The organism is Pseudocolwellia antarctica, assembly GCF_049933045.1.
In the GTDB taxonomy this organism is placed as follows: Bacteria; Pseudomonadota; Gammaproteobacteria; order Enterobacterales; family Alteromonadaceae; genus Pseudocolwellia.
Window position 1 is genome coordinate 4,480,370 of the sequence record NZ_CP187926.1, and the last position, 16,111, is coordinate 4,496,480.

Annotated in this window: 12 protein-coding genes and 2 riboswitches; of the genes, 5 read left to right on the forward strand and 7 right to left on the reverse strand. The window is 38.3% G+C overall.

The features are described 5' to 3' along the window. The first annotated feature begins 186 nt into the window (after positions 1–186). Together ACPUVN_RS19435 and ACPUVN_RS19440 are read left to right on the forward strand one after the other, a co-directional pair. Positions 187–354: a hypothetical protein gene (locus ACPUVN_RS19435; protein WP_426358646.1), complete on the forward strand. Its 168-nt coding sequence runs from the start codon at positions 187–189 to the stop codon at positions 352–354. Between the two features lie 338 nt (positions 355–692). Beyond that, positions 693–1,148 carry a hypothetical protein gene (locus ACPUVN_RS19440; protein ID WP_426358645.1) on the forward strand — a complete coding sequence of 152 codons (456 nt, stop codon included), beginning with the start codon at positions 693–695 and terminating at the stop codon, positions 1,146–1,148. Positions 1,149–1,193: 45 nt separating this feature from the next. Here ACPUVN_RS19440 and ACPUVN_RS19445 read toward each other — a convergent pair whose 3' ends face one another. Genes ACPUVN_RS19445 through ACPUVN_RS19455 form a run of 3 tightly spaced genes read right to left on the reverse strand, consistent with a single transcriptional unit; the run spans position 1,194 to position 6,492 of the window. Then, a complete protein-coding gene (locus ACPUVN_RS19445) occupies positions 1,194–1,532 on the reverse strand; it encodes a DUF2149 domain-containing protein (protein WP_426358644.1) in 339 nt (112 codons plus the stop codon). 15 nt (positions 1,533–1,547) lie between these two features. Then, positions 1,548–2,081, reverse strand: coding sequence for a MotA/TolQ/ExbB proton channel family protein (locus tag ACPUVN_RS19450; protein WP_426369689.1), 534 nt, complete (start codon positions 2,079–2,081; stop codon positions 1,548–1,550). A gap of 1 nt (position 2,082) precedes the next feature. After that, entirely contained in the window at positions 2,083–6,492 is a 4,410-nt protein-coding gene (locus tag ACPUVN_RS19455) for a cobaltochelatase subunit CobN (RefSeq protein ID WP_426369690.1), read from the reverse strand. A gap of 173 nt (positions 6,493–6,665) precedes the next feature. Next, a riboswitch (cobalamin riboswitch) is annotated at positions 6,666–6,852 on the reverse strand. Positions 6,853–6,987: 135 nt separating this feature from the next. Here ACPUVN_RS19455 and ACPUVN_RS19460 point away from each other — a divergent pair. After that, complete coding sequence (locus tag ACPUVN_RS19460) at positions 6,988–7,710, forward strand: tRNA (adenine(22)-N(1))-methyltransferase (protein ID WP_426369691.1); 723 nt, start codon at positions 6,988–6,990, stop codon at positions 7,708–7,710. Positions 7,711–7,720: 10 nt separating this feature from the next. On the opposite strand, the gene hisD is transcribed toward ACPUVN_RS19460, so the two are convergent. The 4 genes from hisD to ACPUVN_RS19480 form a co-directional block, all read right to left on the reverse strand. Beyond that, complete coding sequence (gene hisD / locus ACPUVN_RS19465; RefSeq protein WP_426369692.1) at positions 7,721–8,995, reverse strand: histidinol dehydrogenase; 1,275 nt, start codon at positions 8,993–8,995, stop codon at positions 7,721–7,723. A 242-nt stretch (positions 8,996–9,237) separates the two neighbouring features. Next, positions 9,238–10,236 carry a cytochrome d ubiquinol oxidase subunit II gene (gene cydB, locus ACPUVN_RS19470; RefSeq protein WP_426358639.1) on the reverse strand — a complete coding sequence of 333 codons (999 nt, stop codon included), beginning with the start codon at positions 10,234–10,236 and terminating at the stop codon, positions 9,238–9,240. Beyond that, the gene (locus ACPUVN_RS19475) at positions 10,236–11,600 is read right to left on the reverse strand and encodes a cytochrome ubiquinol oxidase subunit I (protein WP_426358638.1); all 1,365 of its coding nucleotides are present in this window, start codon (positions 11,598–11,600) and stop codon (positions 10,236–10,238) included. The genes cydB and ACPUVN_RS19475 overlap by 1 nt, the downstream gene beginning before the upstream one ends. A gap of 130 nt (positions 11,601–11,730) precedes the next feature. Then, positions 11,731–12,276, reverse strand: a complete 546-nt coding sequence (locus ACPUVN_RS19480; RefSeq protein WP_426358637.1) for a GbsR/MarR family transcriptional regulator — start codon at positions 12,274–12,276, stop codon at positions 11,731–11,733. A gap of 249 nt (positions 12,277–12,525) precedes the next feature. Between ACPUVN_RS19480 and ACPUVN_RS19485 the strand changes: the two genes are divergently transcribed. Together ACPUVN_RS19485 and tnpA are read left to right on the forward strand one after the other, a co-directional pair. Beyond that, positions 12,526–15,066 carry a TonB-dependent receptor plug domain-containing protein gene (locus ACPUVN_RS19485; RefSeq protein ID WP_426369693.1) on the forward strand — a complete coding sequence of 847 codons (2,541 nt, stop codon included), beginning with the start codon at positions 12,526–12,528 and terminating at the stop codon, positions 15,064–15,066. A 62-nt stretch (positions 15,067–15,128) separates the two neighbouring features. Continuing rightward, complete coding sequence (tnpA, locus tag ACPUVN_RS19490; protein WP_426357663.1) at positions 15,129–15,587, forward strand: IS200/IS605 family transposase; 459 nt, start codon at positions 15,129–15,131, stop codon at positions 15,585–15,587. Between the two features lie 342 nt (positions 15,588–15,929). After that, a riboswitch (cobalamin riboswitch) is annotated at positions 15,930–16,109 on the forward strand. Positions 16,110–16,111: the final 2 nt, after the last annotated feature.

The window sequence follows — 16,111 nt, forward strand, 5'->3', positions numbered from 1 at the left end:
ACACTTATACCAAACGCATTAATAAATTAAGCTGTTTTATGCGACGATTAAATGCTCAAATACAAGACATTTATTTTAATAACTAGTTGTTCTAATTATTAAATAAATAACGATGTAGTTGGTCATTTAAACAAGTATAAATGATCAATTAATTATTGTGATTGGTATTATATATTAGAGTTTTATATGTCTTACAATTATAACGGACAACAGATCCGTGTGATGCAACCAGTGCATTCAATTTCTGTTAATCAAAATCGCGTAGCGATAAAAGATGGCCATGGATTAAGTTATGTTACTTTTTCAAGTTCATCAGACTTTAAACAATTTTTATCTTGGTTAGCGACAAGTTAAATATTTAAATTAAATTCGAGAGAGAGGATCACACTTAATACTGAGAATACCCATTCAAGTGCTATAGCTGCTAAATATAAAGACCAGCTAAAATCCGATAGTACGATTTACAGCATTAATCTACCAAAATCTTCATCTCGAATTGAACACTCTCGCTAAAATATCCTACAAAAATACAGCACTAATTAGGCTTGATGAATGTTAGTATGGTCACTAACGTTATTCATGTTTAATGTGTTCGCTTTTTTAAATAAAGCACTTATCTTCTTTGAATAAATATTTCATATTGAGCTCTGTAGAGTCACTCTTCTTAACCCTTTTAAGGTTTGTACTAATTTATGTTTTCAATGAACGATTTAGATAATATTAATGAAGAACTAAAGCCTCTTAAAGATCTTGCTGACCGCGAACTTAAATCTATTTATGGATTAACGGGCTTGCTCTACACTCCTCATATTGATGCTTATAATCTTGTAGCAGTTAAAAAAGCTAAAATATTAAAGCATTTGAAAAAAGCTGAACTCTTACCTTTATCTGAAGTTGAAACTGTTAGTGTAAAATTAATGGCTTTACACCGAAGAGCTAAAAATCATCAAATAGTTGAACATCAAGGTCATAGTTATAAATGCGTATTTGCGCCACTTACCTTAAGTAAAACAGGAAAAATAGTGCGTAAATGGGTAAAGTATTGGTTAAGAATGTTGCCTAATGGCAAAATAGATAGAGCATGGGAAAGTCAGGTAAGAGAAGTTTGGCCTGAAAATTTTCTTATAAAAAGATCTGATTACGAATAAAACTTATTTTAGCTCATTAAAATAAGTTTTATGATTTCACATTCGTTAGCCACCACTAATTAAAATAAGCTTCCCTGTTTTAGGATCTTTATAAACTTGTCCTAATGATTCCATACCGTTGGCTTTTGCATTCACTGGGTTTGACATTGATTCTGGCGCATCAACGAGTTCAGTTCCTGTAGTTACTTCTGTTATTTCAATTGTTTCTGTTTTATTAGATTCTATAGAGAATTTTTCTTGTAGTTCTTTACTTTGCGCCACTAAAGCTAGCATTAAGCCAAGTGCAAAAACTAACATTACATCCATTATATTAGCAAAGCCTGCGAGTGGGTCGGTGTCTTGTTCAGCAAATTGAGAAGACTGCCACGAAGATTTATTAGACATATTATTCTCCTAAATTTACTCTTGAGTTGACGCTTCAGCTAGATTATTTGCAGAAGAAACCGAAGTGATTTTTTGCCATGTTTGATCATACCAACGTCGACGAATTCGACCTATGGTATAGGCGACTAAACCAACTAATAACCCGACAACAGTTGTATCGAACGCGACGGTGAGGGCAGTTGCTAAAATATCGATATTGCCTGAACCTAAGGCTGTTAATCCAGGACCTAAAGGGATCAAGGTGCCCATTAAACCTAATATTGGACCAGAACGTGCGAACAAGTCGATACGCTCTAAGCGTTTGGTTGCATGAGATTGAAACTCTTGTTCAATTTCAGTATGGCTTATTTTCAATGTTTTAGTTGAAGTTGCCGTCGAGTGAGCGGCTTGGATAAAAGCTTTTAAAATATAATAACGTTCAGCAAAAGCTAAACCTAGCTCCCATAAAACACCTATTACTGCTAAAGCTAAAACCAAAATAACAGGATAAAGTAACCAACCCACAAATTGATGCAATAAGCCTAATATCATTCCGTATTCCGTGTGCATGTTATTGCTCTCCCGTTGAAGATCTATTTTTTAGGCTTTTGGCTTTTGTTATTCCGCGATAAAAACTGATAAGTATAAAGGCAATAAGCACTAGGGCTAGCCACCATTGCCATGTTGAGTTGTTTGTTTCTGATTCGTTTTCAGATGTTTTTTTTTCTTCAGCGTTAGCGCTGCCAGCATTATCAGGGCTTTCTGGCGCTAGCTCTTCGGCCTTGAATTTAAGCTCGGCAACACGATGTACTTCTTCAGGTTCAACTTGTGTATCGTTACCTTTGGCTAAAGCGATAACTTGCGCGAGATCTTGCCATTGTTCTGGAGATAAATGTTGCTCTAACCATGGCAACATAGGATTGTCAGGATCTGAATGTCCACTTCCGGGTAAACCATTAGCTTTAACTAAGCGTGCAAAGCTAGCAGCGAGTTGCTCGATAGTGGCTTTATCTGCATCCCAAAAATCTTTTTGAACTGCCACTAACATAATGGCGAGCATGTTACTTTTAACATGCGCGTTATGACCTTTTTCTAAAAACTCATCGAGCTGAAGATCGTAACGATCGTCTATGTAAACGGCTTTAACTTCTTCCCAAGCCCAATCACCTACTAAAGTAGGATTGGTGACTTGCCAGCCCCATAAATATTCAAGAAACTCACTACCCATAGTACGAGCACCTGCATAGTCATGCTTCATTTGCGCTTTTAGCCAAGCAGGATTTAAGAAGCGACCGCGAAGTTCTTGTCGAAGTGCTGGCCCTAAACGTTTTGTTTTTACGTTGTCTGGATCGGCATGATCAATTATATAATTTTTAGGTGGTTCTCCTGTTAAGGTTTCTACCGCTAAGCTCAAGCCGCCAAGATAATCAAAAGCATCGTTGTTATCGATTAAGCCATAAAGGTTACTTGAACGACCAAAGTAAGTATTTTCAACATCACTTAACACTCGCTTGAAAGTGTTTTGTGCTGGCGTACCAAACGATGACAATCCATAACTATGGCCTAAACGTCGGGTATAAACTTTAGCGAGTTCTTCTCGTTTTTCCCATGCTCCCGAGCGTTCAACTAAACGGTTGATACCTGCACCGTAACTACCAGGAGCATCGCCAAATACACGTAAACTTGCACTAATCCCTGCATCTTTAGCATTAAAACCTGCGGCAAGTAACTCTTTAGCTTGAATCACCCAGTTAGCTGCAACTTGGTTTATTTTAAGTGATTCGTTACCGCCTATCGCTTCTTTACCCAAAACTTCTAATGCGTTTGCTAATGATAAACTGAGTGCAGGGTAATCGGTTCTGATGGTGTCAGCACTGGCATCTATTGCCATTAATGTCGCTTTGTCTAACATCAACATTTGCTGCCCGTATAAGTCGCGGAATAAGCCTGAAGTGGTAAATACCATATCGCGACGTACTCGATTTTTCTCGCCATCTTCGGTTAGATTATTGTTTGGAAAGTTAGCTTGGCGTTTTAAACCTTTAACTAAACCTCGACTATTCCATACAGGTTCAAGTCCTAACATGTCTAAACCAAAGGCGATCATTACGCCTTCATCACGTACTACGTCTGATGCCCAAAGAATTAAGGCTTCGCGTTTATCAGCTGATTTTTCGTTGTTTTTTCTTGCAGATTTTGCCATTTCTTGACCAAGCTGCCATGCAACACGACTTGGGATTAATGAGCTATCAAGGGCATAGAAGTTACGACCTGTAGGCAAACTTGCAGGGCTTCTTATGGGATCGTTACCTTGACCCGGCGTAATAAATCCTCCATTTAAACCATTAAGTAGGGCGGTCATTTCAGCTTTTGGTGAAGCGACTAATCTAGCGGTTATATCTTTTTTCAAAACGCTGTCTTGGCTGTCTGTTCGGCTAAGCATTGAATTAAGCATCATTTCTACTGCATTTTCTTGCCAGTCTTTACCAAAAATATGTAAACCTAATGGCATGAAGCGTTCTTGTAAGTCGGTAAGGTAATGACCGACTTCATGCACCATCATATCGTCGTCGACTTCTTCAAAACTGATGCCCATAACAGCAAGTTCTGCCGACATGGCTTGTGCAAGTTCTTCTTTAAGTTCGAGTTTGTCGACTTTCTCACGTATTTGTTTAACGAGGCGTGTAGCAATTACTTCGTTATCAGTACCGTGGCTGGCTTCAAAGCTTTCTATCAGTTGACGAAGCTGTAGCAACTCGTCGTAAAGTGGCGTGCTAGCAAGAGGTGGTGTTAGGTGATCTACCATCACAGCTAAACCACGACGCTTGGCTTGAATACCCTCACCTACACCATCAACAATATAAGGATAAACGCCCGGTACATCGCCTGCAATAATGCGTGAGTAATCGTCTGGTGCTAAACCTACTGAACGACGAGGTAAAAATTCGTAGGTTGAATGACGACCTAAATGTACAAAAGCATCTGCCTTAAATTTATTACGTAAAAAATGATAAAAAGCTAAATATTGATGTGGTGGTGGAAAAGCCAAATTCGCGTGTAAAAGCTCTTCGTTAATCTCCCAACCTCTTGGTGGTTGTGGACCAATAAATATATTGCCGAAGGTTAAACCGGGTAAAAGTAGCTCGTCATTAAAGGTCATGACTTTACCAGGGGCTTTACCCCAACCACCTAAACCTTCAATGCCTGTTTTTTGTAGTGCATCAATAATATTCGGTGCTTCACCCATGCAGGTTTGTTGCTCTGGTGTTTTGATCACGTTTAAGTAACAAGTTTCTAGCTGATCTAATAAAGCGAGTGCACGAGTGCGACCTTTGTGATCAACACCTTCGAGTAAATGATGCATTTCTTCCACGGTATGATGCAGCGCATCGGAGGCTAGCTTACCTTTATTTTGGCTGATGGCTGCGGTCAGTTGCTCGTGTAATAAACCAAATGGGCCTTGTTCCATTTCGCGCTGAACACTAGCAGGTAAGGTTTTAAACCATCTGCTATATTCTGCACTTGTCATGCGTTCAATATGTTGGCTCATGGTTGCTAGAGCGCCAGAGTCGCGTGGTAAATTAACACCGCGAGCTTGCATCATATCGAGTAGTTCTTCTTGTGATTTTGGTAACTGACCTGTGTTATAACCTGCAGCTTTTAGTTGATTTAATATTTGCCATAACGATGCTGGTACGTCTAAGTTATCAGCACCTATGTTGTGGCGCCCTGGAGGGTGGTTGTAATAAATAATTGCGACTTTTTTATCAGCATTATCTTTCGTTTGTAGTTGGTTCCAACGTTGTGTACGCGTTAATAACGAATGAATCGAGCTTGTTTCAGCGGTAACACCTTGTACACGAATACCTGTTAGCGGATCGTCGTTTGCAGCACCTGCGGTTGCTATTACTAAAGGTTGGCTAGCGCCTTGTAGTTCAGGCATTGCGACTTGGTAATAAACTTTGTCTTGTGCTAAACCGTCTGATGAAAGCTGGCGTTCAATAGCGGTTCGGTCGCGTAGTTTGATTGCTTTGATCACAGGAACATTAAGTTGCGTGAGTAATTCTGTAACTTCTGAGCGACCATCGCCACCACCAATAACAAAATCTTGCAGCATGATCACTGCGCTTAATCGTTCTTTAATCGGTACCAGTTGTCTAACTGCATCTACACCAGCTTTACCCCAAGCGGCGATAGCACCTAAACATTGATTATTGTATTGATTGGTAGCGATATCACAAATTTCGCGTAGTAGCTTAGTATCTGCAGGGCGTGCACCACCTGCGTGATCAATAATGGCAACAATAGGTTGTTGATTAAGCTTTGATAGTTCGGTGTTGGTGAGTTGATTATAAAAGTTGTTATTAATAACCCAACGCAATTCAGGTGTTGGTACTGGTGCTTCAAAGTTTATGTTTTCACCTAAGGCATTAAAAATTGACGCGAACATTTCAGCGCTGTTGTTGGCTCCGCCTGCTTTCCAGTAACCTCTGGTTTGTAGCCATATTGCTTTGTTTGGATATTGGGTAATTTGCTGTTGAAGATCTTCTGAGAAGTTATCGCCTGGCTGGTTTTTGGTTATTTCACGCATTTCTTTTGAATGAGTGAATATAGGATAAGTGCTGAATTGGCTTAGAATAACCAGTCGATGATCACTGTTAATGACTAACTTAGGCTTTTTGAATTGGCTGAGTAATGACTTTAAATTAGGCACGCTAGCGCCGTATAAGCCAAAACCTAAAATAGCTCGGCTGTTAGTTATTAATGCGGAGCGCTCTTCGGGTGATAGTTCCCATAATTGCACATCGCTACGTGCTTTGATCATTAATTGCTTGTGTTGAGGATGCTCGATATAAAATAAACGAGCAGCTTCAGCGATAGTTTCTGAGTTACGTTGTGAAGCGAGTACAAGTAAATAGTCATCTTCTACCGCAGAGCAGATGGAACTAATAAAGAGTAAAGATAAGATTAGGAAGCGCATAAATTCTCAAAATAAATTAAAAATAAGTGAGAGAATTAAATAAAGAACAGCGCGTGTATATTTGAGTGCTAGCCTAGCATCGTAATAACGAACTGAACCCTATTTCAAAAAAATAGAGCTAGCTATAAAAAAAGGCTAGAAAATTGCTGTGCTAAATTGAGTATTCTCGCTCAAAACAGTGGGTATCTGCGTCATGTATCTGGCTTATATTCGTGATTGAAATGTTTTATTCACAATACATACAGTTGCGAGGACAGCTCCAGATTTATAAGCAATTAAGATTATCAGCACTGGATTCCATGATGCTATTTTCTATAAGTTATTTACCCATAAAGTAAGCATGCAGAGACCGAAGACCTTTTTACAGATTGCCTTGGTTAATGTCAATAAAACCCTTGTTTAATAGGGGATGAATTCAATTAATAAGCACTTGTTGGTATGACTTGATTCACTATACAATGCCGACTATCTGCTCATAAAATCGATATTCGAACGTTGAAACTCAGTAAAAGACTAAAACAAATAGAGCAAATGGTAACTGCTGAATATGATCATATTTGGGACTGTTGCTGTGATCATGGTTTTTTGGGCGCTGCTTTATTATCTCGTTTAGCTCGGTGTAATGCTGATAGCTTCAATGCAAGTGAGAGTAATAATAAGAGCCAAATTCACTTTGTAGATATTGTGCCTGAACTGATGGCGCAACTAGAAAATAAGCTTGAACAGTTTTACCCTCCTTCAAAAGAAATAGCTTCATGGAAAACCCACTGTATTGATGTAGCCACGTTGCCTTTAGCGCAATATAAAGGTAAACCTTTGGTTATTATTGCTGGCGTGGGAGGTGACTTAATGATGGAGTTTATTAATGCTATTTACGCACAGCATCAAAGTGTAGATATCGACTTTTTATTGTGTCCTGTACATCATCAATTTGCATTACGACAACGTTTAATCGAGTTAGATTTTGGTTTGAAAAAGGAAGTACTAGTTGAAGAAAATAAGCGTTTTTACGAAGTGATTTATGTTTCAACAAAGAAAGCCGATTATCGTAATGTAGATGCTGTAGGGAAAGAACTATGGGAATACAATACAGAGCAACAAGCTCAAACCGTTAAAAAATATTTAAGTAAAACGTTAAGGCATTATCAACGAATGCAGCAAGGAAGCATCCATAATGTTGAACATATTATAGATGCTTATAAGCAAGTGCTAATTTAAGCAGTCGTGTTTATTTTTTATATCTTCTTAAACGTATGTCGGCTTGTTCTTTATGACCAGCAAAGCCTTCAACCGCACAAAGTCTTGAACAATACTCACCAACAACCACAGATGCTTCTTCTGTTACTTTTTGGAAGGTACAAGTTTTAATAAATTTACCAACCCATAAACCACCTGTATAACGTGCTGCTTTGCGTGTAGGTAAGGTATGATTGGTACCAATACATTTATCGCCATAAGATACATTGGTTTCTGGTCCTAAAAATAGGGCACCAAAGTTACGCATGTTTTCTTTAAAATAAGGCACATTGCTTGTCATTATTTGAACATGTTCAAAAGCTAAGTCGTTAGCAACCTTAATCATTTCTTCGTAAGTGTCACATACGATAACTTCGCCATGATCTTTCCAAGCGGCACCAGCAACTTCTGCTGTTGGTAAAATAGTTAACTGTCGTTCTACTTCTGCAATCGTTTCATGAGCTAGCTTTTCACTATTGGTTAATAAAATAGCAGGAGATGTAGGACCATGTTCAGCTTGACCTAATAAATCAGCCGCACATAATTCACCATCAACACTGTCGTCTGCAATAACCAATGTTTCAGTTGGACCTGCAAATAAATCGATACCTACACGACCAAATAGTTGACGTTTAGCTTCAGCAACAAAAGCGTTACCTGGACCCACAATCATATCTACAGGGGCAATAGTTTCTGTACCAATCGCCATTGCCGCGATAGCTTGTACGCCACCAAAACAATATATTTCGTCAGCACCAGCGAGATCCATAGCAACAACAATCGCTGGCGATGGCTTACCGTCAAATGGAGGAGCAGCAGCGATAACGCGTTTTACACCGGCAACTTTTGCGGTAACAACACTCATGTGTGCTGACGCAACTAAAGGATATTTACCACCTGGTACATAACAACCTACACTTTCCATAGGAATATGTTTATGACCTAAAATAACGCCTGGTATTGTTTCTACTTCAACGTCTTTCATTGAATCACGTTGCACTTGGGCAAAGTTACGTACTTGCTCTTGTGCCCATTTAATATCTTCTATAACACTATCATCAAGTTCAGCGTAACAAGCTGCTATTTCTTCTTTTGTTATTCTAAATGACTCAGGCTTCCACTTATCAAAAGTCTCTGAATATTTAGCTACAGCTTTGTCGCCATCTGTTTCGATATCTTCAATAATATTTTCAACAGTTGTTTTAACTGATTGTAAAAAATCCTTTTTTTCTTCTTCTTGTTTTCCTTTTTTGATGTATTTAATCATGCTCAATCTCTCAAATTTTGGGGTAAGTAAGTTATGTTATAATGATATGTTTTTATAGTTAATTTATCCTACGTAAAAATAACATTGAATGCAATAATTTGTTCAAATTAACCTTGTGCTGAAATGATTGTAAAGAAGGGGGGAGTTGTGATAATTAAAGATGAAAAAAAAGGAGTAAGTCATTAAAAAACGACTTACTCCTTACTTAACCTTAACTAGATAGGGTTATTTGATTTTATTTTTTAATGGTATCTCAATTCTTGTACCTTGCCCCAAAACACGCGATATGAAAATGCGGTGTAGCTGAAGATCACAGGAACAACAATAATAGCGCCCCATAAAATAAAGCTTAATGATTCTGGTGCTGAAGCTGCTTCCCAAATCGTCAATTTGTTAGGCACTATGTAAGGAAAGAAGCTGAAACCTAAACCGATAAAACACAGTAAAAATATTGTTGATGCTGCGGTGAAAGGTATCCAGCAGCCTTTGTCATTTTTAGCAGGTAGTTTTTTAAGTACAAAAAAGCTGTAAACAAACAATCCAAAACAGATTAAAGGTAAAGGCAAAAGTAGCAACATGTTAGGCGTTTCAAACCAACGATCAAATACATTAGGGTTAATAATTGGATTGATAGCTGATACAGCTAATATACCAATGAAACAAATTAAACCCGACTTTTTAGCCCAAGCAACAGCTTGCACTTGTAAATCGCCTTCGGTTTTCATTATTAACCAACAAGCACCAATGTAACTGTAAGCCGCGGCAACACCTAAAGCACTGAGTAAACTAAAGCTGTAGGCAGCAAATGTGCTTTCAAAACCCATTACATACATGCCGAGCATATAGCCTTGGCTCATAGAGGCGAGTAACGATCCCATTTTAAACACTTTGTTCCATGTAGGTTTGTGGCTGAATGCGGCTTTAGCTCTAAAATCGAAAGCGACTCCTCGCAGCACTAAACTAATCAATAGAACAGCAGTCGGTAAATACAGCTCTTTAAATATATAACTATGAGCAGCAGGAAAAGCGATTAGTAGCAAGCCTATAGCCAAAACTAACCAAGTTTCGTTAGCATCCCAAAAAGGACCGATAGAGGCGATCATGGTATCGCTGTTATCTTCTTGTTTAAGAGGAAGTAAAATACCTACGCCTAAATCGTAGCCGTCTAAAATGGCGTAAAGAAGAATTGAAAGTCCCATCAAAGCGACAAATATTACGGCTAGTGTGTTAGCTTCAAACATTATTTGAGTCCTTCTATTGCTGATGTGATAATGGGTTTGGTGATTTCATCATCGCTGATTTCTTCAATTTCAACCGCTCTACCTGCCATAGTGAAAATGGTATGTAAGTAAGCAATCATTAACACCGTGTACAAGATTAAATATAAGATTAATGATAAACCTACATTTGAAGGCGCTATATCTGTTGCTGCATCTTTAACACTTAATACACCGGTAACTAACCAAGGTTGGCGTCCTATTTCTGTTACATACCAGCCAGCTAATGTCGCAACCCAGCCTGAGAATGTCATAAACAGTAAGGTTTTTAATACCCAAGGAGATAACTCCTTCTTACGCCAGAGTTGAATACGTCCAGTCCATGCTACAAATAACATCAGAAAGCCGAGACCAACCATAATCCTGAAAGCGAAAAACACAGGCATAACAGGCGGGTGATTACCTTCAAATTCGTTTAGACCTTTTATCTCACCATTTAAGTCATGCGTTAAAATAAGGCTCGCCATATTTGGAATGCCTATTTCAAAATGGTTAGTTTTTGCTGCAGCATCCGGTAAGGCGAAAAGTAACAAAGGTGCGCCTTTTTCTGTATGCCAAATGCCTTCCATTGCCGCAACTTTTTGTGGTTGATGTTCTAGGGTATTTAGGCCGTGAAAGTCACCCACTAATGCTTGTGTTGGCGCTAAAATAGCCGCCACGGTTAAAGCTATTTTTAAGGTCAGTTTAGGTGCTCGTTTGTCGTCACCTTTTAATAAACGATAGGCACTAATACCTGCAATTAAAAAAGCAGCGGTTAAGCCCGAAGCAATAAGCATGTGGGTAAAGCGATACGGAAATGATGGATTAAAAATTATCGCTAACCAATCAACAGGAAAAGCAACACCATCACGCATTTCGTAACCTTGCGGTGTATGCATCCAAGAGTTAAGCGCTAAGATCCAAAAAGCCGATAATGTGGTACCAAAAGCAACGATAAAGGTTGAAAGGGTATGCACTAATGGCGATACGCGATTAATACCGAATAGCATAATGCCTAAAAAGCCAGCTTCTAAAAAGAAGGCTGTTAGCACTTCATAACCTAATAATGGACCTGCAATATTACCGACAGTTTCCATAAATTTTGGCCAATTAGTACCAAACTGGAACGACATGGTAATGCCACTTACAACGCCAAGAGCGAAAGTTAAGGCAAATATTTTTACCCAAAAACGATAAGCTCGCATCCATACCGGATCATTAGTTTGGACATATCGTACTTTGAAAAAAAGTAAGAACCAACTTAAGGCGATAGTGATAACTGGAAACAGAATATGAAAACTGATATTAGTCGCAAATTGAATGCGAGATAAAATCAAGGTATCTAACATTTTTTACTCCATTAGCCCTATGCAGCACGCTGTGGGCTGTTGTTAAAACATGTTTAAAAAGATCGCTATGGCTTGGTAGCCAATAGCGATAAGTGAGGTTGAGCTGATTGGTTGTGCTTATAAAGTATCGTTAATTGTTCTTCAGTAATTTGTCTTTAATATCAATTACTTTACTTACCCCAGCGCCAAGCTTCATCAAGGTATTTAATTTGTCAGGACTCATACTTTGAAGTTCACTTGCCCAATGGGTAATGGTTTCAAGCAATTCATGTATTTCATGCATTTTTACTTGAGCATATTGCTCTTCTTCATTAGCAGGTTCGTTCAATAAATTATCGCGTAATAAAGACAGGGTTGGGTCAACTTCACGTTTGCGGCGCTCTTCAAATACACGAATCGCCATTTCCCAAATAGAACCGGCAGGAGAGTAATATTCTTTGCGATCTTTTGGCTTATGTTGAACTTGAACAAGTCGCCATGATTGCAGTTCTTTAATACCCATGCTGACATTGCCACGAGAAATATTTAACGCTTCAGAAATTTGTATTGCGCTTAATGGCTCTTTGCTTATCACAAGCAAACCATACATTTGGCCAACGGTTCGGTTAAAACCCCAACGACTGCCCATTTCTCCGCAATGCATTACAAACGATTCTATTTTATCTGTTATTATCATAATTTGTTATTTCTGAAGTTTCAGTAATTTCTGAAAGTTTAAACCTTTATTGATTTAAATCAATATTTATTTGATCTTTTTATGCGTTTATTTTTTATTACATAGTTAAATTATTTGACCTTAGCTAGACGTTTTTTATATAAGCAGGCATGACATATTTTTTGCATCACTAAGGTGCAGTGGTTAGAATACAGGCAATAAAAACATTAAAAAATAAAATAAATTAAACTCAAACTAAAGAGTATCAACATGAAAAAACAATTCCATTTACATGCCATTTCTATCGCATTAAGTACTTTATTTGTTGGTTTACCTGCACTTGCTGAAACTGCAGAAGTGAAAACAAATGAAGATGTAGAAAAAATCGCTATTTTAGGTTCTAGAGTATCAACACGTACGGCTACAGAATCGACTTCTCCTATTGATATTATTACCGCTGAATCACTAACAAAAGGTGGCTTTAGCGAGTTAGGTCAAAGTTTACAAGCCAGTGCACCATCGTTTAACTTTAGCCGTACACAAGTTTCAGATGGTTCTGATTTATTTAGACCTGCAACTTTACGCGGTCTTCAACCAGATCAAACCTTAGTGTTAATTAATGGTAAACGTCGTCATAACCAAGCTATTTTTGGCTTAAACGGAACTGTTGGTGCTGGCGCAGCGGGAACAGATATGAACTCTATTCCAATGACTGCACTTAAAAATGTACAAATTTTACGTGATGGTGCTGCGGCTCAATATGGTTCTGATGCTATTGCAGGTGTTATTAACTTAGAACTAAAAAACTCAACTAATGAAACAACAGGTTTTGTTCAAGCTGGCTCAACAGGTGAGGGCGATGGCGATACAATATCTTTTGGTTTAAACACAGGTTTTGATATTGGCACTGAAGGTGGTTTTATAAACCTTTCAGCTGAATATCGTGACGCAGACGGTACTAACCGAGCTGAACGAGATACAGGTGGAAGTTCAACAGTGCTTGCTGGCGAATTGTCTGACGATGTTCGTTGGATCCAAGGTAACTCGGCTTCAGAATTTACGTCGGTTTTTTATAATGCCATGATCCCAGTAGGTAATATGGAATTATACGCTTTTGGTGGTTTTTCAAATCGTACGGCATTAGGTAACGGTTTTTATCGTGATTTTGGCGATGCAGTTAAAAACGTACCGCAAGTTTATGCCGATGGTTTCTTACCTAGAATAGACAACGAAGCAGAAGATCTTTCAACAGCCATAGGTGTTCGCGGTGAAATAAATGATGAGTGGGATTACGATGTTTCAGCAACTTATGGTCAAAATGATTATGACTTCCATTCAGCAAACACTATTAATGCTTCTTACGCAGCTGAATACTTAAGTGAAAACCCAGATGCTACAGACACTGACATTGCAGCTAACGCAGGGCCAACTTCTGGTTATTCAGGTGGTTTCAGATACGACCAATTAACGGTTAATGCTGATGTTACTGGCTTAATTGATTTAGGCTGGGATGAACCTCTTTATCTTGCTTTTGGTGCTGAGTATCGTGATGAAAACTACTCAATTGTTCCTGGTGAAGAAGCCTCTTACGCTTGTGGGATTGCTAATCAAGACGTAGCGTTTCCTTCGGTAATTGATGATTCAGTTTTTGCTGAATGTGGTTTTCAAGCTTACCCAGGTTTAAGACCTGATGCAGCGAGTGAAGCAGGCAGACACAGCTATGCATTTTATGTAGATGCTGAAGCGCAATTAATGGAAGACTGGAATATTGGCGCAGCACTTCGTTATGAAGACTTCTCTGATTCAGGTGATAAGTTAATTGGTAAAGTATCAACACGTTTTAACGTTACTGAAAACTTTTCACTTCGTAGTGCTGTTTCTACGGGGTTTAGAGCGCCGTCGCTTCAACAAAGTGCTTACACTGCTTTTACGGCTAACTTAGGTGATGGTGGTGTTTTATTACCATCGTTTACAGCAACAGCCGGTTCTGCATTTCCTGCGGCATTAGGTGTTGATGGTTTAGATTTAGAAACGTCGAAAAACTTTAGTTTAGGTGCAGTGATCACAGTATCTGATGAAATATCAGTAACCATTGATGCTTACCGTGTAGAAATTGACGACAGAATTACCTTAGGAAGCTTACTTAATGCAGATGATGTAGCATTTAACGCAGAGGCATCAGCGGCATTAGAAGCAACGGGTGCTATACAAGCTAACTATTTTTCTAACTCAGTTAATTCGGTTACTGAAGGTGTAGATATCATTATTGCTTACAATACTGAATTGTATTCTGGTGATTTCGGTATTACTTTCGCGGGTAACATTAACGAAACAGAAATTGACAGCGTTAATACGACAGAAGGCGTTCCAGAGTCAGTAGCGTTAGATGATTTACAACGTAGCTTTTTAACTGACGGGCAGCCAAAAGAACGTGCAACCTTAACATTCGATTACGCACAAGATGCATGGTCTGCTGTGATCAGAGCTAACTACTTTGGCGAAACTGAAATCACTTACTTCGGTAACGATCACATTGGCTTACCTGGCTTTTTATCGCCGACAGGTGAGTTTAAACCAACAAGTACAGTTGAATCAGCTGTGTTAATTGATGTGAACCTTGATTATCAAATTAATGAAACCTTTACGATTTCTGCAGGTATTAATAACCTTTTTGATAAAACGCCTGATGAATTAGGTCAAGACGAAGCGCTTGATTTTATAACCAATGGTGCATTTAAATATCCAGTTAGAGCTTTACCATACGGTTTTGACGGTATGAGTTATTACGCACGTTTAAACTTCAGATTTTAATCTCTTTGGGGTTTAATTCCCCGCAGCTTGCTGCGATTTGGGATAAGCGCTAAAGTATTAGGATGAGTATATTTCTCCATAAAAGTCATAATGTTTCAGTTCTAATGTATCATCTTGTTTGTCCAGCTAAATATCGCAAAGCGATATTTACTGATGAAGTTGATCAGGTACTGAAAGGTGTTTGTGAAGAAATATCTAAAAGGTATGAAATTGCGTTCATAGAAATAGGAACAGATAAAAATCATGTTCATTTTTTGATTCAATCAGTCCCGATGTATAGCCCTAAAAAAATAGCGCAAATAGTTAAAAGTATTACGGCAAGAGAGATTTTTAAGAAATGCCCATTTGTTAAAAAGGAATTATGGGGAGGGGAGTTTTGGTCAGATGGATACTTTATTACCAGCGTAGGTAAGCATGGAAATGAGTCAATAATAAAAGATTATGTGAAGAATCAAGGAGATGATTCTTATAAAAAACTTAAGCGAGAATCAATAACAGATGATCAATTCCAACTATGGTGATAGAGGGTTAATTAATACCCCGCTTTCACGTAGTGAAAGACGAGCCTAAGCGAGACAGCTTGCTGCGGGGTTTTTTACTTCACTTAAATGTTTTAACTTTCAGTTAATCATTGTAGAAAATAACAATAAAGCGCTCAGCATCGGTTAGATGTTTGAGCGTTTTTTATGCGTTGTTATTTATTCGATTAATTTAAGAGAGATCCTCTTAAGACAACATCCCTTCGCTTATGCTCAATCTTAATGGCTTAGTACAAAATAAACCTTGCTATTTTTTGCTAGCAGTTGATAATCTCGCCCCAAATAAGTCATATATTTTCATATTTATTTCGTTCAGCTTAAACGTTAAAAAATCATATTAACGATAAGATGAAAATGAGGAATAAAACTGGGAATGTGGTGAAAATCCACAACTGTACCCGCAACTGTAAACAGAGCGACATACTTACAAACCACTGAGTTTAACTTGGGAAGGTGTATGTTGAGATGCTGTAAGTCAGGATATCAGGTGAAAATGTATGAAATTA

Coding starts and splice junctions, on each gene's coding strand:
- ACPUVN_RS19435 (WP_426358646.1), top strand. CDS start 187: ATGTCTTACAATTATAACGGACAACAGATCCGTGTGATGCAACCAGTG.
- ACPUVN_RS19440 (WP_426358645.1), top strand. CDS start 693: ATGTTTTCAATGAACGATTTAGATAATATTAATGAAGAACTAAAGCCT.
- ACPUVN_RS19445 (WP_426358644.1), bottom strand. CDS start 1,532: ATGTCTAATAAATCTTCGTGGCAGTCTTCTCAATTTGCTGAACAAGAC.
- ACPUVN_RS19450 (WP_426369689.1), bottom strand. CDS start 2,081: ATGCACACGGAATACGGAATGATATTAGGCTTATTGCATCAATTTGTG.
- ACPUVN_RS19455 (WP_426369690.1), bottom strand. CDS start 6,492: ATGCGCTTCCTAATCTTATCTTTACTCTTTATTAGTTCCATCTGCTCT.
- hisD (WP_426369692.1), bottom strand. CDS start 8,995: ATGATTAAATACATCAAAAAAGGAAAACAAGAAGAAGAAAAAAAGGAT.
- cydB (WP_426358639.1), bottom strand. CDS start 10,236: ATGTTTGAAGCTAACACACTAGCCGTAATATTTGTCGCTTTGATGGGA.
- ACPUVN_RS19475 (WP_426358638.1), bottom strand. CDS start 11,600: ATGTTAGATACCTTGATTTTATCTCGCATTCAATTTGCGACTAATATC.
- ACPUVN_RS19480 (WP_426358637.1), bottom strand. CDS start 12,276: ATGATAATAACAGATAAAATAGAATCGTTTGTAATGCATTGCGGAGAA.
- ACPUVN_RS19485 (WP_426369693.1), top strand. CDS start 12,526: ATGAAAAAACAATTCCATTTACATGCCATTTCTATCGCATTAAGTACT.
- tnpA (WP_426357663.1), top strand. CDS start 15,129: ATGAGTATATTTCTCCATAAAAGTCATAATGTTTCAGTTCTAATGTAT.